Here is an 18718-nt window from a genome sequence, read left to right on the forward strand (position 1 = left end):
TAGCCGCAGGGATCACGCTCTCTATACGCTGTCCGACCTTGCGGGCATGCCGGATCCCCGTCGCGGAATCTGCCACCATGCGCACCACTGATGACCGCTGTGCGCCGAAGCGGTGTGCGCCGCGGCAGAAGGTAGGATGCTCGCCTAGTACTGTCGGCAGGCTGGAGGCCAGGCATGCAGCGACCCCATGCTGTGATCGCGCTACCCAACAACATCGAGATCGACGCACGCGCGCAGCGCAATGCGTTGGCGCTCGTTGCTGCGGGTTACCGCGTCACCATGGTCGGCTTCGGCACCGGCATCCCCAACGAGGGGGTGATTGCGGGCATCCCGTACATCCTCTGCCAGGCCAGGTCGAAGAGCGGTGGGCCGGCGCCCGCCGCGGGGCCAAAGCCGCCGTCGATCCTCTACCGGATCGTCCGCAAGGCGTTCCACCTCGTGTTGCACCGCCGTCCTCCGCAGAAGGTGGCTAAGGCCATCGCCCGCGTCGAGGAGACAGCCGGAGCCGTGGTCAAGCAGGCCAACAAGCGCGTGCTGCGCCCGGCGCAGGGGCTGGTCAACAAGACGGCCCAGAAGGTCACTGCGCCCAAGCCCGACCCCGACGCGCCGTTCGACTGGCGCTCCGCGCTACCGCACGTGCCGGTGATGACGGACGCCCTGCGCGACGTGATCGCCGGGCTGGAGCCTGACCTCATCGTGACCGACGTCCACCTGCTGCCCATGGGCGCCGAGGTGGCGGACATCCAGCGTGCCAAGGGCAGGCAGATGGGGCTCCTCTACGACGCCCGCGAGTACGTCTACGGCCTGGCCAGCGACGACCAGAACGTCACCTTGGGCTTCCCCGCGCTCGAGACCGAGGCGATGCCCAAGGTGGACGCCACGGTCACCGTCTGCCAGCCTATCGCGGACTTCCTGGCCAAGCAGTACTCCCTGAGCGAGGTGCCCCCGCTGGTGCCCAACGCGCCCATCGGAAACCTGCCGGAGACCGGCCGCACGCTCACCATCCGCGACTTCCTCAAGATCGACGACGAGGCGCCGCTGCTCGTCTACGCGGGCGGGCTCAGCTACCACCGCGGTGTCCACGACGCCGTCGTGGCGCTGAAGGACCTGCCAGGCGTGCACCTGGCGATCGGCGCCCGACGCGAAAGCTCCTACACCGACGAACTCGAGGCGATCGCCACCACCCACGGCGTGCGCGACCGGGTGCACTTCGTGCCCTTCGCCCCCACCCACGAGGTGGCCGAATACCTGGCCTCCGCCACGGCCGCCGTCATGCCGTTCCTGCCCGTGGGCAACCACAACTGGGCAGCGCCGAACAAGTACTTCGAATCCGTCCAGGCACGCCTGCCCATCCTGACCTCCAACATGGACTGGCTCTCGGAACGTGTCACCACGCTGGGGATCGGCGAGGTGTTCCTGCACTCCAACCCGCCCTCGCTGGCCGAGGCGGCGAAGAAGCTGCTCGGGAACCTGGACCAATACCGGGCCAAGCTCACCGACGAACTCGTGGCGGAGCACACCTTCGAGCATTTCGAGCACGTGATCGTCGACGTGGCCAAGCAGATCACGGACCCTAAGCTCCTGCCGGGCCTCGAGCCCACCAAGCTGCACGACAACCTGGCGGCCATCCGCAGCGACATGCTCCGGCAGCGTGCCACCCTCGCTGATTCGAAGCTGTTCGAGCCCAGGCCGTGGATCCGGATCGGCTGCGCCAACACCGGCGGCCTGCCCCAGCTCTGGGCCAAGGCGCTCATGCGTGAGTACCCGCAGGCCATCGCCGAATCGGTGTGGCGGCACCGCGAGCAGTCGCTGACGTTCCCCGTCGACGAGACGGTCACCTACGGCCAGTGGGTCTCACCCGCCTGGCAGAAGCAACTCCAAGCCAAGCTCGAAGACCGCGTCAGCCACGTCCTCACGGAATCGGGCCGCTCGGTCATCGGCGCCAAGTTCGGCGCGCACTTCTACGACGAGGTGGGGTGGTTCGCGCGCAAGGGCATCCGCCAAGGCCTCGTCTTCCACGGCTCCGACATCCGCAACCCGCGCATCCACGCCTCCCTCGAGCCGGATTCGCCGTTCAAGGACCCTACCGAGGAACTGACGGCCATCCTGCAGCGTCAGGTGGAGGACCTCACGCCGCACGTGCTGAGCTTCGACGGCCCCGTCTTCGTCACCACCAACGACCTCCTCGACTACCTGCCGCAGGCCACCTGGCTGCCCGTCGTCGTCGACACCGACGAATGGCGGACCTCCATGTCGCCCCTGGCCCACGGCGGTCTCCCCATCGTGTTCCACGTGCCTTCACGCCGCTCCATCAAGGGCTCTGAGGACGTCGACGCGGTGTGCCGCGAACTCGAAACCGAAGGCCTCATCGTCTACCGGGGCCTCAATGAACTGAGCCGCGACGAGATGCGCGAGCAGATGCTCACCGCCGACATCGTCATCGACCAGATCCGGCTCGGCGACTACGGCATCACCGCCGTCGAGGCCATGTCCGGGAGCCGGGTGGTCATCGGCCACGTGGCAGACCGTGTGCGGCAGCGCATCAAGGACGACGTCCCCATCGTCGAAGCCACGTCGCAGACGCTACGCAGCGTGCTGCTCGACGTTGCGGCGGACCCGGCCAGGGCCGCGGTGCTCGGCAGCCGGGGCCGCGAGTACGCCAAGCGGTGGCACGACGGGCGGCACAGCGCCCACGTGCTCGCAGAGTTCATGGGACTGGGCGAGCCGGCCCGTTGATGAAGATCCTCATGCTGGTGGCCACCTCGGTGGCCACGGACACCCGGGTGCTGCGGGAAGCCCGCACCCTCGTCGACGCCGGGCACACCGTGCACATCATCGGCCGCTCCGTCCCTGACGACTTCGTGCCGGGGCCGGGCATCACGGTGTCGTCGGTGGGCACGTCGTCGGTGTTCCGCGGGGAGGGCCAGCCGTCGCTGGCGGGGAAGAAACTGCCTCCCCACCTGCGCTTCGCCCGGTGGCTGCTGCTGCCGGAGCACCGCCGTTCGTCCTTCGGCCGGTGGGCTGCAGGTGCGGTCAAGGATGCACAGCAGCGCGACTTCGACGTGGTGCACGCCCACGACTTCACGGCACTCGCCGCCGGCGACCAACTCGCCCGCGAGCGAAAGGTGCCCCTCGTCTACGACTCGCACGAACTGTGGTCGGGCCTCCCGCGCGAGTTCCGGCCCACCCCCCTGGCCGACGCCCGCGAGAAGCGCGTCGAGGGCGAGTGCGGCTCCCGCGCCTCCGCCATCATCACCGTCGGCGACGGTGTCGCCGATGCGCTGCAGGGTGTCCACGGCTGGCAGGACGTCACGGTGGTGCGCAACACCTTCCCGTTGCGCGACGGCCACCCCGCCGTCCCGGAGACGCCCACCGGCCTCGTGTACGCGGGCCGGATCGCCGCCTACCGCGAACTCGAGACCATCGCGGCGGCCAGCAAGCTCGTCGATCTGCCCATCACCATGTGCGGCCCGGCGGATCAGACCTGGCTCACGTCCTTCGATCCGGGTCGGGTCACGGTACTGGGGGCGCTCCCGCTCGAGGAGGCTTCGGCGCTGATGTCGGCCGCCGGCCTGTCCCTGGTGACGCACTCCGACAAGTGGGTCAACCACCGCCTGGCGCTGCCGAACAAGCTGTTCCACGCCGTCAGCCTCGGGTTGCCGGTGGTGGCCACCGACATCGGTGAGCTGGCCAAGGTGGTGCGCGAGCACGACCTCGGCACCCTCTACACACCAGGCGACCCCGACGACCTGGCGCGCGCTATCAGGGAGGCCGTTGCTGATTTCCCGCGCTACGTGTGTAATGTCGAGGCGGCACGTCCCGCCTTGTGCTGGGATGCCGACGCCGCCCGCCTGCGGGCCGTCTACGAGAAGCTGGCATCCGCGCACGCGGATCACCGGGGAGAAGGTTAAGTGGCCAACACTGCTGAGACGTCCACACGGCGCGTCTATACACCGCACAAAGCGGGCATCCCCAACCTCCGGGTGTACTTCACGGAATTGTGGCACCGCCTCGATTTCGCGAAGGAGATGAGTGACACCAACATCCGGGCCGGGAACACCAACACGTTCCTCGGCCAGGCCTGGCTGGTGCTCAACCCGCTCCTTCTCGCGGCTGTCTACTTCCTCCTGGTGATGATCATCGGCGGCGGCAGCCAGTTGGACGCCAACGGCGTCCCGCGGGCCGACTTCCCGCAGATCGCCGGCGGCCTCTTCCTCTTCTTCCTCATCTCCGGGATCGTGCAGGCCTGCGCCACCTCGGTGACCAACGCCGGCTCGCTCATCCTCAACATGAACTTCCCGAAGCAGCTGCTGATCTTCGCCAACACCTACCTGGCGCTGCGCCGGTTCGTGCCGACGATGATCGTCTACGCCGTGATCCACGTCGTCTTCGGCAAACCCATCGCCTGGACCCTGCTGTGGGTCCCCCTCGTGGTGTTGCTCGCAGCGCTCATCGGCATGGGGCTCGGCTCTATCGTGGCCACCTGGCACGTCTACTTCCGCGACACCGCGAACTTCCTGCCGTACATCATCCGCATCTGGCTGTACGCCTCGCCAGTGCTGTACACGGGCGAGCAGTTCCTCACCAACCCCATCGGGAAGCGCACGGGCGAGTGGATCCTGTTCAACCCGGTGTTCGGCATCCTCGGCATGTGGAGCGACGCGCTGCACGGCCACAACCCGCCGTGGTACTACGTGGCCACGGCCGTCGCCTGGGCGCTGGCCCTCAGCATCGGCGGCATCCTGTACTTCATCTCGAGGGAGCGTGATTTCGCTGTCCGCCTCTGACGAATCCCAGTACCTGGAGCGCCAGCCCGGTGCACCCGAGCCGGAGGTCCATTCCTCCGTCGCGCCCCCCACGTCCGACGACGGCGCCGCCATCGTCATCGACGACCTGCACATCACCTACAAGGTGTTCATGGAGCGCAAGAACACGCTCAAGAACGCCATGGTGAAGCGGCTGCGTGGCCAGCAGGTCAACTTCCGCGAGGTCCGCGCCCTGCGGGGCGTGACGTTCAACGTGCCGAAGGGCCAGTGCACCGGCGTCATCGGCGCCAACGGCGCGGGCAAGTCCACCCTCATGCGTGCCGTGGCGGGCATCCTGCCGCCGTCGCAGGGCCGCATCGAGATCGACGGCAAGGTCTCCACGCTGCTCGCGCTCGGCGTCGGCTTCAACTCGGCCCTGACCGGCCGCGAGAACGTCGTGCTCGGCGGCCTGGCGGCGGGACTGACGCGCCAACAGGTCACGGAGCGCTTCGACGAAATCGCGGACTTCGCCGACCTGGGCGACTTCATCGACATGCCGATGCGCACCTACTCCTCGGGCATGTTCTCCCGGTTGGCGTTCTCCGTCGCCGTGCACATGGACCCGGACATCCTGATCATCGACGAGGCGCTCTCGGCCGGCGACGCGAAGTTCAAGGACCGCGCCAACAAGAAGATGTCCGAGCTCATGGACCACGCCGGCACGATGCTGCTGGTGTCGCACGCGCTGGGCACCATCCAGGAACTCTCTGACGAGGTGGTCTGGCTGCACAAGGGCAAGCTCATCCGCCGGGGCGACCCGAAGGAAGTGTGCCAGGCCTATCTGGACTTCCTGAAGGTCGGCGACGACTCCATCGTCATGGAGGACTTCTGACCCCCAGAGTGGCGATCGTCACGACGGGGCACGACGTCGCCGACGCCCGCCTGCACCGCACCGTGGCAGCGCTGCAACGCGCCGGCTGCCGGGTGCGCGTGCGCGGGCTGTCCTCCACAGGGGCAGGCGCCCGGCCAACGGGGAAGGTGCAGCGCGGCCTCCGCGCTCTGCTGTGGCCCTGGCAGGCCCGCTGCGACGTGCTGGTCACCATCGACCCCGACACCGCGCTCTCAGCCTGGGTGTCGTCGCGGGTGCTGCGACGTGCCTGGGTGGCCGACGTGCACGAGGATTATCGCGAGCTGCTGCGCGACAGGGCCTGGGTACCCAAGCCGCTGCTCGCCGTGCTGCGCGGCGCCGTGTCCCTCCTCAACCGGATCATCACCCGCGCAGACCTGGTGCTGGTGGCCGACGACCACGTGCCGCCGCGCCACGCTCCCCGCCGTTTCGTGATGCGCAACGTGCCCGACGTGACGTTGCTGCCCCCGATGCCGTCGGCTCCCGGTGACAGCGCCCGGGGCTACCGCAGGGCGGTCTACATCGGCGACAACCGCACCACCAGGGGCCTCCGCGACATGGTCGAGGCGGTCGCGGCCACCGTCGACGACCCGACGCCCTGGCACCTCGACCTCGTCGGCCCCGTCGCCGCGGCGGACCGCGCCTGGCTCGACGAGCGGCTCACCCGCCGGGATGCGCGCACCGTCACCTGGCACGACCGGCAACCCCCTGCGGAATCCTGGCGCATCGCCGCCGGCGCCGACGTCGGCCTGTGCCTCCTCGCCGACACCCCGGCCTTCCGCGACGCCATGCCGTCGAAAGTGTACGAGTACCTCGCCATGGGCATGCCCACGGTCGCCACGCCGCTGCCCCGCGTGCGGGAACTGGTGGAGGGGACCGGCGCCGGAGTGATCGTCGACGGCGTGCCCGCCGCCGTCGCGGCCCTCCGCAGGTTCGCCGCCGAGGCCGACCACCGGGCGGCGCTCGTCGCGAACGCCCGCGCCGCGGGCGAGGAACTCCGCCAGCGGCCCAGCCCGTACGACGAGGCGGCGGTCCGCATCGGCAAGCTCGCGGGCATACTGACGCCATGACCCGGCCACGTTTCCCCAGGTTCGTCTACGACACCGGCCAGGAGCCGGACGCGCGGTTCACGCTGGCCAACGAACGCACCTTCCTCGCCTGGATCCGCACCTCCCTCGCCCTTCTGGCGGCTGGCATCGCGCTGGAGGTGCTGGGGCCGGATATCCACAGCGGCTTCCGCATGGCGGCCTCCATCGTGCTGCTCGTCGCCGGCACGGCCGGCGCACCGATGGCCTGGTGGAGCTGGGCGCGCTACGAGAAGGCCCTCCGCAGTGCGCAGCCGTTGCCGACGGCGTTCTTCGCCCTGCCTGTGGCCATCATCGTCGCGCTGGTGGGTGTCCTGATCCTGGCCGGCCTCCTCCTGGCATGAGCGTCTACGACCCCGGTCTCCAGCCGGAACGCACCGGCTTGGCGTGGCAGCGGACGTCCCTGGCCCTCGGCCTCGGCGCCCTGGTCTACGCCCGCATCGCGGCCCAGACGGTGGGCGTATGGGCGTGGCTGTTGGGCGGGGCCGGCATCCTCACCGCACTGGCGCTCGGGGCGGCCTCGCGTCGGCGGTACCGGTACACCCACCGGTCGCTCACCTCCGGCGTGGTGAAGCTGCCCGACGGGGTCCTGCCGGCCGCGCTGGCCCTCGCCGTCGCCACTGGGGGTCTCATCGTGCTCGCGTTGACCCTCGTCGGCCCGGCGGCCCGCTAGTGGCGCGCCGGGGCCGCGGCCCACTGGGCGCGGCCCGATGTCCGGCCCGGACGCGCATTCTGTATGCTCGCTTGCAGCGATATTCGAAGGGACCCAAGCATGGTTCGCATTGTTGATTCGGCGGACGTCTCACCCGACGCCACCATCGGAGAAGGCTCCTCCATCTGGCACCTGGCCCAGGTGCGTGAGAAGGCCGTCCTCGGTGAGAACTGCATCGTCGGACGCGGCGCCTACGTCGGCACCGGCGTGCAGATGGGTGACAACTGCAAGCTTCAGAACTACGCCCTGGTCTACGAGCCGGCCGTGCTGGAGGACGGGGTCTTCGTCGGTCCCGCGGTCGTGTTCACCAACGACTACTACCCGCGCGCCATCGACCCCGAAGGCAAGCTCAAGCGCGGCGACGACTGGGAGCCGGTGGGCGTGACCTGCAGGCAGGGCTCCTCCATCGGGGCGCGCGCGGTGTGCGTCGCGCCCGTCACCATCGGCCGCTGGGCCATGGTTGCGGCCGGTGCCGTCGTCGTGAAGGACGTACCGGATTTCGCGCTCGTGGCCGGTGTCCCGGCCCGGCGTATCCGCTGGGTGGGCCGCGCCGGCGTGCCGCTCGAGCAGGGTGACACCGAAGGCCTGTGGGTGTGCCCCCAGACCGGCGACAAATATCAAGAACAAGACGACAACACTCTCGTGGAGGTTTCTCAGTGAACGACTTCATCCCACCGGCCAAGCCGATCATCGGCGATGAGGAGCGCGAGGCGGTCGACCGCGTGCTGCGCTCGGGCATGCTCGCCCAGGGCCCTGAGGTCAAGGCCTTCGAGGAGGAGTTCTCGGCCCACTTCGGTCTGGGCCGTGCCTGTGTGGCGGTCAACTCCGGCACGTCGGGTCTGCACCTGGGCCTGCTGAGCTCCGGCATCGGCCCCGGCGACGAGGTCATCGTCCCGTCGTTCACCTTCGCCGCGACGGCCAACTCGGTCGCGCTGACCGGCGCCACCCCGGTGTTCGCCGACATCGCGCTGGATGATTTCACGCTGGACCCCGCGTCGGTGGAGGCCTCCATCACGGAGCGCACCAAGGCGATCATGCCGGTGCACCTCTACGGTCACCCCGCGAAGATGGTCGAACTGCAGGCCATCGCCGACAATCACGGCCTGATGCTGTTCGAGGATGCCGCGCAGGCGCACGGCGCCTCGCTCAACGGCACGCCGGTGGGTGCGTTCGGCACGTTCGGCATGTTCTCGCTGTACCCCACCAAGAACATGACCTCCGGTGAGGGTGGCATGGTTTCGGCGGCCAACGACGAGATTGAGCGCAACCTGCGTCTCTACCGCAACCAGGGCATGCTGCAGCAGTACCACAACGAGGTTGTGGGCCTGAACAACCGCATGACCGACATCCACGCCGCCATCGGCCGCGTCCAGCTGACGAAGGTCGGCGCCTGGACTGAGCAGCGGCAGACCAACGCCGCGTTCCTGTCGTCGAACCTGGAGGGTGTTGTCGTGCCGCCGGTGCTCGAGGGTGCGGTGCACGTGTACCACCAGTACACCGTGCGGGTGGCCGAGGGCCGCGACGAGCTGGCGAAGGCGCTGAAGGACGAGTACAACGTGGGCTCGGGCATGTTCTACCCCGTGCCGAACCACCGCCTCAAGCCGTTCCAGGCCGACGTCGAGCTTCCCAACACCGAGCAGGCCGCCGTGGAGTGCCTCTCGCTGCCCGTGCACCCGTCGCTGTCGCAGGAAGACCTCGAGCGCATCGTCACCGCCGTCAACACGCTCGCCAAGGCCGGTGCATGACAGTGGCGAACCTTCGAGCGGGCCTGATCGGCCTGGGCTCCATGGGCCGTCACCACGCCCGCAACCTGCGCTCCATCGACGGTGTCGACCTGGTGGCAGTGGCGGATCCGGCGGGGGACCCGTTCTCCGTCGCCGGTGACCTGGAGGTGCTGCCCGGCATCGACGCGCTGATCGAGCAGAAGCTCGACTACGTCGTGGTGGCCACCCCCACCCGGTACCACGAGGAGATCGGCCTGGCGCTGGCGGAGGCCGGCGTGCATGCGCTGGTGGAGAAGCCGCTGGCGGCAGACACCGGTGCCGCGAAGCGTCTCGCTGAGGCGTTCGCTGCCAAGGGCCTGATCGGCGCCACGGGTCACATCGAGCGGTACAACCCGGCACTGCAGGAGCTGCGCAAGCGGCTCGAGCGCGGCGACCTGGGCGACCTGTACCAGATCTGCACCCGCCGTCAGGGCCCGTTCCCGGCCCGGATCGCCGATGTCGGCGTCGTCAAGGACCTGGCGTCCCACGACATCGACCTCACCGCCTGGGTGACCCAGCGCAAGTATGAACTGGTCGCCGCCCGCACCATGAGCAAGACCGGCCGCGAATACGAAGACATGGTTTCGGCCACCTGCCAGCTCGAGGGTGGGCTCATGTCGAACCACCTGGTCAACTGGCTGACGCCCACCAAGGAGCGCCTGACGATCGTCACCGGCGAGAAGGGCATGTTCGTTGCGGACACCCTGACCGCCGACCTGACGTTCTACGCCAACGGCAACGTCCAGACCACCTGGGCAGACATCGCGCAGTTCCGCGGTGTCTCCGAAGGCGACGTCACCCGCTACGCCATCGCGAAGCCGGAGCCGCTGCGCACCGAGCACGAGCAGTTCCGCGACGCCGTGCTGGGCAAGGAAGCGGACATCGTGACGATGGAGCAGGGCGCCCGCGTCGTCCAAGTGTGCGAAGCAATGATCGAATCGGCTAAGACCGGCCGATTTGTCTCGGTGATCTAGCGGAATGCCAGCCACATCGGCGGTGCGGACCGGTGGCCCGCGCCGCCGGGCTGAGCCCGAAGCCGGTGAGGCCCGCCAGATGACACGGACAGCTGTTCTCAGCGCTGTGGCGGGTTGGCTGACGGCCAAAGTTGCGTTTGTCACTCTCCTGGGGATCGTGGGCACCGGTGCGGTACTGAACACGTTGAGCCAGTTCGATGCCTATTGGTACGCAAGCGTCATGGATCGTGGCTACCAGTGGCCTGCGACCGGGGAATCTCCCCTTTCCAATCTGGCCTTCTTCCCTCTCGTGCCGGCTCTCGGCGAGGTCTTCACCCTGGCCGGACTCACAACCCAGCAGGCGCTGATTGCGATCGCAGTGCTCGGTTCCCTCGCTGCTGTTGTGGGAATTCAGCGGGTAGGGGCCCGGGTTGCGGGTGAAGCTGAAGGGGTGTGGCTAGCCCTGCTGTGGTCTCTTGCGCCGCGGAGCCATGTGCAGGTAATGGGCTACTCGGAAGGCCCTTTCACGGCACTGGTTTCTTGGAGCCTCTGGGCCCTCCTGACGAAACGGCCCCTGTTGGCAGGCGTGTTCGCCCTTTTTGCCGGACTCACGCGCCCGACGGTTGTACCCCTCATCTTCCTATTCGGAGTCATCATGATCCGGAAGGCTTGGTCGAAACGGAAGGAGGGCTGGCTCCGGGCCCTATGGACCAAGGAACTGGCGGGGGCTGTTCTGTCCGGCCTCGGATTCCTGAGCTATTGGCTCTACGTGGCCTTCCGTACCGGGCACTTTTTCGGCTACTTCGGTGTTCAGGCCGCCTGGAAAACAACGCTCGGCACCCCTCTCGACACGCTCCGCTTCGTCACTGCCAATGTCTTTCCGTTCCCAGAGCATTGGAGGGTACGTCATGCAGTCCTGCTGGCGGTACTGGTGTATATCGCTCTGCTCGTGTGGATGGTAGCCAAGCACCTTGACTGGCGACTGATCCTCTTCGTTGGGGCGAGCATGCTGCTGACAATCAGCCAGCAGGGCTACTTCCACTCCTACGCTCGCTTCATGCTGCCGCTGTTTCCTTTGTGGCTGCCGCTTGCGATGGCAATTCCCAAATGGCCAAGGCCCGTTGTCTGGGTGGTGCTCCTCGTTCTGTTCGTGCTGTCCACGGTTTGGGGCGTTGACACTGCGCTGATGCTCAATTCGCCATAGCTGGACAGCCCGTACAAGGTAGACGCCTGGTGCGGATATGTGACCAGAGCGTCGCACGGTAGACTTCCTGGAGGCCAAGGACTGCGGGAAAAGCTAGAGGAGAAACCAAGGTGAAGATCACCGTTGTTGCGTTGGGGAAGATTGGTCTACCGCTAGCGGTGCAGTTCGCTGACGCGGGTCACGAGGTCATCGGTGCGGACGTGCAGCAGGGCGTCGTGGACCTGGTCAACCAGGCGACCGAGCCGTTCCCGGGTGAGGCGCACCTGCAGGAGAAGCTCTCCGAGCTGGTGCCCGCCGGCCGCCTGCGCGCCACCACCGACACCAGCGCGGCCGTGGCGGAGTCTGACGCCGTCGTCGTGGTGGTCCCGCTCTTCGTCAACGAGGAGGGCATCCCGGATTTCGAGTGGATGGACAACGCCACGCGCTCCATCGCCGCCGGCCTGAAGCCCGGCACGCTGGTCAGCTACGAGACAACTCTTCCCGTGGGGACCACCCGCAGCCGTTGGAAGCGCATGCTGGAGGAGGGGTCCGGGCTCAAGGAGGGCCTCGACTTCCACCTGGTGTTCTCCCCGGAGCGGGTCCTCACCGGCCGAGTGTTCGAAGACCTGCGCAAGTACCCCAAGCTGATCGGTGGCCTCTCGGAGGAGGGCGCCAGGCTCGCCAAGGAGTTCTACGAGGCCGTTCTGAGCTTCGACGAGCGCCCGGACCTGCCGCGCGGCAACGGCGTGTGGGACCTGGGTTCCGCCGAGGCCGCAGAGATGGCCAAGCTGGCGGAGACCACCTACCGCGACGTGAACATCGGCCTGGCGAACGAGTTCGCCAAGTTCGCCGGCAAGAGCGGCATCGACGTCTACCAGGTCATCGAGGCCTCCAACTCGCAGCCCTACTCCCACATCCACCGTCCCGGTATCGCCGTGGGTGGGCACTGCATCCCGATCTACCCGCGCCTGTACCTGTGGACGGATCCCGACGCCACCGTCGTGGAGACGGCCCGCAAGGCAAACGCAGCGATGCCCGCGTACGCCGTCTCGATGCTGGCCGATGTCGCCGGCGACCTGAGCGGCAAGCGCGTCGCCGTGCTGGGCGCCTCGTACCGCGGCGGCGTGAAGGAGACGGCGTTCTCCGGGGTGTTCCCGGTGGTCGCCGAGCTCCGCGAGCGCGGCGCCGAGGTGGGCGTCCATGACCCGATGTACACCGACGAGGAACTGGCCAAGTACGGCTTCGCGCCCTACCACCTGGGCGAAGAGGCGGACTACGCGGTCGTTCAGACGGACCACATCGAGTACCGCACCCTCACCAAGGAAGACCTGCCTGGCGTGAGCGCCATCGTCGACGGGCGACGCAGCCTCGACCCGGTGGACTTCCCCGGCGTCGACATCCGGGTCATCGGCCTCGGCTGATCCCACACCAACGACATCACCCGGCCTGATCCAGGCCGGATGATCGTTTTTTGGGCGTGGAGCCCCCAACCGTGAGGCGGGCCGGCCTCAGCCGGCGAAGTTGAGGAGCGCCTCGATGACCCGCTCGGAGGCATGGCCGTCGCCGTAGGGCTGGCCCAGGTCCGTGGTGGGGGCGGGCCGGACGATCACGTCGGAGAGCTGGGTCAGTTCGGGGTCGAGGATGTTCCACCCGCTGTCGATGGTCTCGGTCCACTCGGTCTCCGTGCGGATCGTGGTGGTGGGCGTGCCGAGGAGGAAGGCCTCCTTCTGCAGGCCACCCGAATCCGTGACCACACCTGCGGCGGCCATCACGGCGCGCACCATCTGCGGGTAGGCCAGCGGCTCGACGGCGAACAGCGAGCCGTTCGACAGCGCCAGGCCGTGCTTCTTCGCAAGCGCCACGAGGCGGGGGTGGGCCAGCAACACGACGGGCACCGGGGCGGCCTTCAGCGCACTGAGGATGGCGCGGAGGCGCTCGGGGTCGTCGGTGTTGTCAGCGCGGTGGATGGTGGCCAGGGCGAACGGCTGTTCCGGGTCCACACCAGCGGGCAGCTGCGGGGCGTCGTTGGCGACTGCGTCCCGCGTGGCGAGGCACACGTCGGTCATCACGTCGCCGACGAGCAGCGCCCGGTTGGCCAGGCCCTCCTTGGCGAGGTTGTCCATGCCCACCTGCGTGGGCACGAGCAGCAGATCGGAGAGGTGGTCCGTGATGATGCGGTTGTGTTCCTCCGGCATGCGCCGGTTGAAGGACCGCAGGCCCGATTCGAGGTGCGCGAGCTTGACGTGCATCTTGACCGCCGCCATCGCGGCGGCGGCGGTGGAGTTGGTGTCGCCGTAGGCCAACACCCAGTCGGGCTGGTACTCCTCCAGCACGCCGTCCATCTGGGAGAGCATCGCGCCGGTCTGGCGGCCGTGGGTGCCGGAGCCCACGCCCAGGTGCGCGTCGGGGGCGGGGATGCCGAGATCCCGGAAGAACACATCTGACAGCAGCGGGTCGTAGTGCTGCCCGGTGTGCACGATGATGTGTTCCACGTCGTCATGCTGTTGGGCGGCCCGCACGATGGGGCCGAGCTTGACGAACTGGGGACGGGCACCGACGACGCTCATGAACTTCACGCGCTCCAGTCTGGCACAGCGCCGTGCGGTCCCGGTGCACCCGCGACGGGGGTGTCAGGTGTCGGAGGTCGTCCACGCGTCGCGGCCCTCCCACGTGCAGACACACACCTCGTTGCCCTCCGGATCCGCCAGCACCCAGAAGCTGGGCGCACGGGTGTCGTCGAGCACGCGGCCGCCCGCGTCGAGGGCCGCGTTCAGCCGTGCCCGGGCCTCATCGTGGGCGACGGTGAGGTCGACGTGGATCCGGTTGCGCTGCGAGCGGGGCTCATCCATCTGCTGGAACCAGATGGGCGGACCGATCAAATCCGGATCCGTGAGGGCGTCGTCGTCCAGGTCCCAGCCGGTGACGGCCTGCCAGAAGGCGGCCACCGTCGGGATGTCGAGGGCGTCGATGGCGATCTCGAGCTGCGCCAGCCTGCCGGGCTCCGACGTGAAGCCCCGCTCACGGACGAGCTCGGTCACGGCGGTGCCGAACCGCACGTCGCGGTCCGTGATGGCGCCGACGTCGTGGCTGGCGACCGCGAGGTGCACGCGGTTGTATCGCACGTCGATCTCCGGATGGTGGTCGTGCTCGTTGGCCAGTGCCGCTACGGCGTTCACGAAGCTGAGGGCCTCGTCGAACGAGCCGGCGTCGACCAGGAGGTGCATCCGGCCGAGGAGGTAGCGCCACTGGGGCAGTTGCTCACTGGCATCGTGTCTGGTGAGTTTCGTCATGCCACACGATAAGCCGGGGCGGGTGCCGGTGTCTGTAGAGTTGCGGTGGCTCGTCTCCCTGCAGAAAGGGGCACCCAGTGTCAGACCGCAAGCCCCGTGTCGTGCTGTTCCGGCACGCCCCCGTCGACTTCGATTCCCGCGCCAAGCGCATCGCGGGCACCCTGCACAGGGGAGGCTTCGAGCCCATCATCATCTCCCTGGAACCCGCCGGCGGGACGTCCGAGGAGTTCCTGCTGGACGACGCCATCCGGGTCATCCGGGTGCCGCTGGCGTTCCGGCCCAAGGAGTCGCTGCTGAAATCGGTGCCGACGGATCCGAATGCGCCGGACCCGGCCGTCGAGCAGGTGCGCGCGCTGCGTCGCCGCCGCGGGATCTATGCCGAGCGGGTCAAGGGTGCTGACGCGGCCTCGGCCAAGGCCGCCGCGCACTACGCGAAGCTCACGGCCCAGATGGCACCCTTCGTCGCCGGCCGGCTCGGCCGACGCGTGGCCCACCGCGTGGGGTGGGCGCTCGACACGGTCACGGCGCCGCTGCGTCCCGATGCCGCGCACCGTGACCTCTACCGCGACCTCGACCTCGCCACCACGCTGCCCATCGCGGACCACACGGCCTACACCCTCACGGATCTGCTGATCTCGCTGCGGCCCGACATCCTGCACGCCCACCACCCCAACGTGCTCCCCGCCGCGTGGCAGGCGCTCGACGCCCTGCGCTCCGCCGGCCACCCCGTCCGCGTCTCGCTGGACATCCGCGAGAACTTCACCGGCCTCCCGGACAAGGAGATCGGCGACATCGTGGCCCACCGCACGCTGCTGGAGCTGCAGCGTCGCTTCATGCCCTTCGCAGATCACGTCACGTCGGTGAACCAGCAGATCGCCGACATCGTCACGGAGCAGTACGCGCTGGAGCGCCCTGCCATCGAACTGCGCAACTACCCGGTGCTGGCGGAGCCCACCGGTCCCCGCACCGTCCGTGAGGCGGCAGGGGTCGACGACGGCACGCCGTTGATCGTCTACTCCGGCGTGATGAGCCGCGCCCGGGGCATGGACACCCTGATCGACGCCATGGCGCACGTGCCCGCCGACGCCCATCTGGCCATCGTCACGATGCCGCTGCCGCATCCCATGGAGCCCGAGCTGATGGAGCAGGCCGAGGGGCTGGGCGTGGCGGACCGGATCCATTTCGTGCCCGCCGTGGACCAGAGCGAGCTGATCCACTACCTCAGCGGCGCGGATGTCGCCGTCCACCCCATGCCCGGGGGGTCGCCGAACCACGACCAGGCCATGCCCAACAAGCTGTTCGAGTACCTCCACGCCGGCCTCACGTTCGTCACGTCCGACGCCAAGTTGCTGGCGCAGTTCGTCACCGACAACGGCATGGGCCGTGTGTTCCGCTCGCATGACGCGGAGGACCTCGGCCGCCAGTTGACGGCCGCGCTGGCGGCCCCCGTGCCGGCCGAGCACCTCGCGGCGCTCGCCGAGCGGTACTCCTGGCAGCACAACGAAGCGGTCATCCTGAAGGAGTTCTCCAGGCTCGCCATCCTCACGGAGACGGACCCCCGCAGCGGCCGGGCCCGGATCACGCCCGCTGAGGCGCCCTTCCGCGCGCCGGGCTCCGCCGTCGAACCGCCGCACGTGGTGCTGTTCCGGCACGCCCCGGTCGACATCGACACCCGCGCCAAGAAGATCGCCCAGACCCTGAGCCGCGGCGGCTACCGCGTCACGATCGTGTCGGTGGAGCAGCCTGGCAGTGCCCCCGGCGAGGCCGTCATGAACGACGTGCGGATCATCCGGGTGCCCCTGCAGAACGCACCGGCCGCACCGCCGAAGCCCACCTCGCTGCCGGAGCGCCTCGTCGCCAAACTGCAGCGCGACGCCCCCGCGCGGGTCCGGGCGCTGGTGACCCCGCCGTCGCAGCGCCCCGAGGCCATCATCGAGGCGCACACCGGCACCCTCGCGCAGCTGCTCGTGAGCCTGAAGCCCGATGTGCTGCACGTCCACCACCCGTACGTGTTCGACGCGGCCCGCGTCGCGCTGCGCCGGCTCGGCCCCGAGGTGCGGATGGTCTACGACGCCCGCGAGAACTGGGCAGGCCTCCCCGCCGTCGAACGGGGCGCCCGCGCGCGGCACGAGATGCTCGTGCACGCGGAGGCGGCCGGCATCGTGCACGCCGACGGTGTGCTCACCGTCGCCGAACCCCTCGCGGACGACCTCAAGGCCAGGTTCCGGCTGCCGCGGCGCCCGACGGTGGCGCTGCACTACCCGGTGGAGTACCCCCTCGTAGGCACGCGCACGGTGCGGGAGGCGCTCGGCCTGGGCGACGACGTGCAGCTGCTCGTGTACTCGGGGGTCCTGAGCCGGGCCCGCAACCTGGACCTGCTGATCAGGGGCCTGGCGGAGCTGCCGGAGCACGTGCACCTGGCGCTGGTGGCGGTTCCGTACCCGCACCCCCGCGAGGCCGAGTTGCGGAAGGTGGCCGATGTCGCCGGGGTGGCCCAGAGCCGCCTGCACTTCGCACCCCCCGTGGACCAGCACGAGTTGGCGTACTACCTGAGCGGCGCGGATGTCGCCGTCTCGGCCATCCCCAAGGGGTCGCCGAACCACGATCTGGCCCTCCCCAACAAGCTCTTCGAGTACCTCCACGCGCGCCTGCCGCTGGTGCACGCCGACGCGGCCGCCATGCGGGCGTTCACCCGGCGTGAGGGCACCGGCACGGTGTTCCGCAGCGGCGACCTGGCCGACTACCTGCGCGCGGTGCGGCAGAACCTGGAGTCGCCGGTGCCCGCCGAACTGCTGGCGGAGAAGGCTGCGGAGCGCACCTGGCAGCACCTCGAGCCGCGGATCCTGGGTCTCTACGACCGGCTGACCGGCTTCATCCATACGGAACCGGGGCCGGACTTCCCGCCGATGACGGTCACCGAGGTGGTCGACAGGGAGGGCTGACGCGGCCGTCCGCTGCGCGTTAGGGTGGAACACATGCGCGCTGTCATCGTTGAGGCCCCCGGAGATGTCGACGTCCTGAACATCGGCGAGGCGGCGAAGCCCACCCCCGGCCCTGGCGAGGTGCTGGTGCGCACGGTCGCCTCCGGCGTCAACCGGGCTGATCTCCTGCAGCGCCAGGGCCACTACCCGCCCCCTCCCGGCATCACCGACATCATCGGCCTCGAGGCCAGCGGTGTCGTGGAAGAGGTGGGCGAAGGCGTCGAGCGCTGGAAGCGGGGTGACGAGGTGGTGGCGCTGCTGGCAGGCGGCGGCTACGCGGAGTTCTTCGTCGCGCCGGAGGGCCAGCTCATCTCGCCCCCGCCGGGAGTGGACCTGGTCTCGTCGGCCGGGGTGCTGGAAGTGGCGGCCACCGTGTTGTCGAACCTGCGCGTGGGGAACCTGGCCCACGGTGAGGTGTTCCTCGCCCATGGTGGCGCCGGCGGCATCGGCACCTTCGCCACGCAGTACGCCAAGGCGCTGGGCGCCGTCGTCGTCGCCACCGCGGGCAGCGAAGCGAAGCTCCAGCACTGCAGGGACCACGGGGCGGACTTCGCGTTCGACTACCACGGCGACTGGGTCTCGGAACTCCGGGAGGCCACCGGCGGTGCCGATGTCATCCTGGACATCATCGGCGCGAAGTACCTCGAGGCCAACGTCAAGGCCCTGAAGAAGCGGGGCCGCATCGTCGTCATCGGCCTGCAGGGCGGGGTGAAGGGGACGCTCAACCTGGGCGCGCTCCTCTCCAAGCAGGCGAGCATCACCGCCACCTCGCTGCGCTTCCGGCCGGACACGGAAAAGGCGGAGATCTGTGCCGCCGTGGAGGCGCAGGTATGGCCGATGTTGAATGACGGCCGAATCAAACTTTCCCCAGAGACGCGCATTCCCTTCGACGAGGTGCGCACCGCCCACGAAAAGCTCGCCGGAGGCGACAATGTGGGCAAAATCGTGCTGGTCCACTGACCCCCGGAGTTGACGACACGCCGAGGTACAGAACCGTTTCCAAACTGGCTCGGCAGCCTTTGTTTCATGATCAAACAGCCTTGGGCTAGGCGAATCACCGCACCTATGGCGCGCGTGTCACAGTGCCGACTCCAGGCCG

16 protein-coding genes are annotated in these 18718 nt (G+C 68.8%); 14 read left to right on the forward strand and 2 right to left on the reverse strand.

Features of this window, described 5'->3' with window-relative positions:
* The first annotated feature begins 174 nt into the window (after positions 1–174).
* The 12 genes from J7D54_RS01120 (at position 175) to J7D54_RS01175 (ending at position 12769) form a co-directional block, all read left to right on the forward strand.
* On the forward strand, positions 175–2736 hold the full coding sequence (locus tag J7D54_RS01120; protein ID WP_182762878.1) for a glycosyltransferase: 2562 nt from the start codon (positions 175–177) through the stop codon (positions 2734–2736).
* Positions 2736–3911: a glycosyltransferase gene (locus tag J7D54_RS01125; RefSeq protein WP_182762876.1), complete on the forward strand. Its 1176-nt coding sequence runs from the start codon at positions 2736–2738 to the stop codon at positions 3909–3911. The genes J7D54_RS01120 and J7D54_RS01125 overlap by 1 nt, the downstream gene beginning before the upstream one ends.
* The gene (locus J7D54_RS01130) at positions 3912–4787 is read left to right on the forward strand and encodes an ABC transporter permease (protein ID WP_245244063.1); all 876 of its coding nucleotides are present in this window, start codon (positions 3912–3914) and stop codon (positions 4785–4787) included. It abuts the gene before it with no gap.
* A complete protein-coding gene (locus tag J7D54_RS01135; RefSeq protein WP_245244065.1) occupies positions 4765–5637 on the forward strand; it encodes an ABC transporter ATP-binding protein in 873 nt (290 codons plus the stop codon). The genes J7D54_RS01130 and J7D54_RS01135 overlap by 23 nt, the downstream gene beginning before the upstream one ends.
* 8 nt (positions 5638–5645) lie before the next feature.
* Entirely contained in the window at positions 5646–6722 is a 1077-nt protein-coding gene (locus J7D54_RS01140; protein ID WP_209455178.1) for a glycosyltransferase, read from the forward strand.
* Complete coding sequence (locus tag J7D54_RS01145) at positions 6719–7081, forward strand: YidH family protein (RefSeq protein ID WP_182762874.1); 363 nt, start codon at positions 6719–6721, stop codon at positions 7079–7081. Before J7D54_RS01140 ends, J7D54_RS01145 begins: the two co-directional genes overlap by 4 nt.
* Positions 7078–7410 (forward strand): DUF202 domain-containing protein, encoded by a 333-nt coding sequence (locus J7D54_RS01150; protein ID WP_182762872.1) that lies wholly within the window; start codon positions 7078–7080, stop codon positions 7408–7410. The genes J7D54_RS01145 and J7D54_RS01150 overlap by 4 nt, the downstream gene beginning before the upstream one ends.
* Before the next feature lie 99 nt (positions 7411–7509).
* Positions 7510–8109: an N-acetyltransferase gene (locus J7D54_RS01155; RefSeq protein WP_182762870.1), complete on the forward strand. Its 600-nt coding sequence runs from the start codon at positions 7510–7512 to the stop codon at positions 8107–8109.
* The gene (locus tag J7D54_RS01160) at positions 8106–9194 is read left to right on the forward strand and encodes a DegT/DnrJ/EryC1/StrS aminotransferase family protein (RefSeq protein ID WP_182762868.1); all 1089 of its coding nucleotides are present in this window, start codon (positions 8106–8108) and stop codon (positions 9192–9194) included. The genes J7D54_RS01155 and J7D54_RS01160 overlap by 4 nt, the downstream gene beginning before the upstream one ends.
* Before the next feature lie 2 nt (positions 9195–9196).
* The gene (locus J7D54_RS01165) at positions 9197–10186 is read left to right on the forward strand and encodes a Gfo/Idh/MocA family protein (RefSeq protein ID WP_182763343.1); all 990 of its coding nucleotides are present in this window, start codon (positions 9197–9199) and stop codon (positions 10184–10186) included.
* 79 nt (positions 10187–10265) lie between these two features.
* The gene (locus J7D54_RS01170; protein ID WP_182762866.1) at positions 10266–11369 is read left to right on the forward strand and encodes a hypothetical protein; all 1104 of its coding nucleotides are present in this window, start codon (positions 10266–10268) and stop codon (positions 11367–11369) included.
* Positions 11370–11479: 110 nt separating this feature from the next.
* The gene (locus J7D54_RS01175; protein ID WP_182762864.1) at positions 11480–12769 is read left to right on the forward strand and encodes a nucleotide sugar dehydrogenase; all 1290 of its coding nucleotides are present in this window, start codon (positions 11480–11482) and stop codon (positions 12767–12769) included.
* An 87-nt stretch (positions 12770–12856) separates the two neighbouring features.
* Here J7D54_RS01175 and wecB read toward each other — a convergent pair whose 3' ends face one another.
* Together wecB and J7D54_RS01185 are read right to left on the reverse strand one after the other, a co-directional pair.
* On the reverse strand, positions 12857–13924 hold the full coding sequence (gene wecB, locus J7D54_RS01180) for a non-hydrolyzing UDP-N-acetylglucosamine 2-epimerase (protein ID WP_182762862.1): 1068 nt from the start codon (positions 13922–13924) through the stop codon (positions 12857–12859).
* 54 nt (positions 13925–13978) lie between these two features.
* Positions 13979–14638 carry a VOC family protein gene (locus J7D54_RS01185; protein ID WP_182762860.1) on the reverse strand — a complete coding sequence of 220 codons (660 nt, stop codon included), beginning with the start codon at positions 14636–14638 and terminating at the stop codon, positions 13979–13981.
* Positions 14639–14715: 77 nt separating this feature from the next.
* On the opposite strand from J7D54_RS01185, the gene J7D54_RS01190 reads away from it, so the two are divergent.
* Together J7D54_RS01190 and J7D54_RS01195 are read left to right on the forward strand one after the other, a co-directional pair.
* Positions 14716–17580 carry a glycosyltransferase gene (locus tag J7D54_RS01190; RefSeq protein WP_182762858.1) on the forward strand — a complete coding sequence of 955 codons (2865 nt, stop codon included), beginning with the start codon at positions 14716–14718 and terminating at the stop codon, positions 17578–17580.
* Between the two features lie 33 nt (positions 17581–17613).
* A complete protein-coding gene (locus J7D54_RS01195) occupies positions 17614–18579 on the forward strand; it encodes an NAD(P)H-quinone oxidoreductase (protein ID WP_182762856.1) in 966 nt (321 codons plus the stop codon).
* The last annotated feature ends 139 nt before the right edge of the window (positions 18580–18718 follow it).

This window comes from Tessaracoccus sp. MC1865 (assembly GCF_017815535.1).
In the GTDB taxonomy this organism is placed as follows: Bacteria; Actinomycetota; Actinomycetes; order Propionibacteriales; family Propionibacteriaceae; genus Arachnia.

Excerpts from the sequence above, each read along its gene's own strand:
- J7D54_RS01120 (WP_182762878.1), top strand. The coding sequence starts at position 175 with ATGCAGCGACCCCATGCTGTGATCGCGCTACCCAACAACATCGAGATC.
- J7D54_RS01125 (WP_182762876.1), top strand. The coding sequence starts at position 2,736 with ATGAAGATCCTCATGCTGGTGGCCACCTCGGTGGCCACGGACACCCGG.
- J7D54_RS01145 (WP_182762874.1), top strand. The coding sequence starts at position 6,719 with ATGACCCGGCCACGTTTCCCCAGGTTCGTCTACGACACCGGCCAGGAG.
- J7D54_RS01150 (WP_182762872.1), top strand. The coding sequence starts at position 7,078 with ATGAGCGTCTACGACCCCGGTCTCCAGCCGGAACGCACCGGCTTGGCG.
- J7D54_RS01155 (WP_182762870.1), top strand. The coding sequence starts at position 7,510 with ATGGTTCGCATTGTTGATTCGGCGGACGTCTCACCCGACGCCACCATC.
- J7D54_RS01170 (WP_182762866.1), top strand. The coding sequence starts at position 10,266 with ATGACACGGACAGCTGTTCTCAGCGCTGTGGCGGGTTGGCTGACGGCC.
- J7D54_RS01185 (WP_182762860.1), bottom strand. The coding sequence starts at position 14,638 with ATGACGAAACTCACCAGACACGATGCCAGTGAGCAACTGCCCCAGTGG.
- J7D54_RS01195 (WP_182762856.1), top strand. The coding sequence starts at position 17,614 with ATGCGCGCTGTCATCGTTGAGGCCCCCGGAGATGTCGACGTCCTGAAC.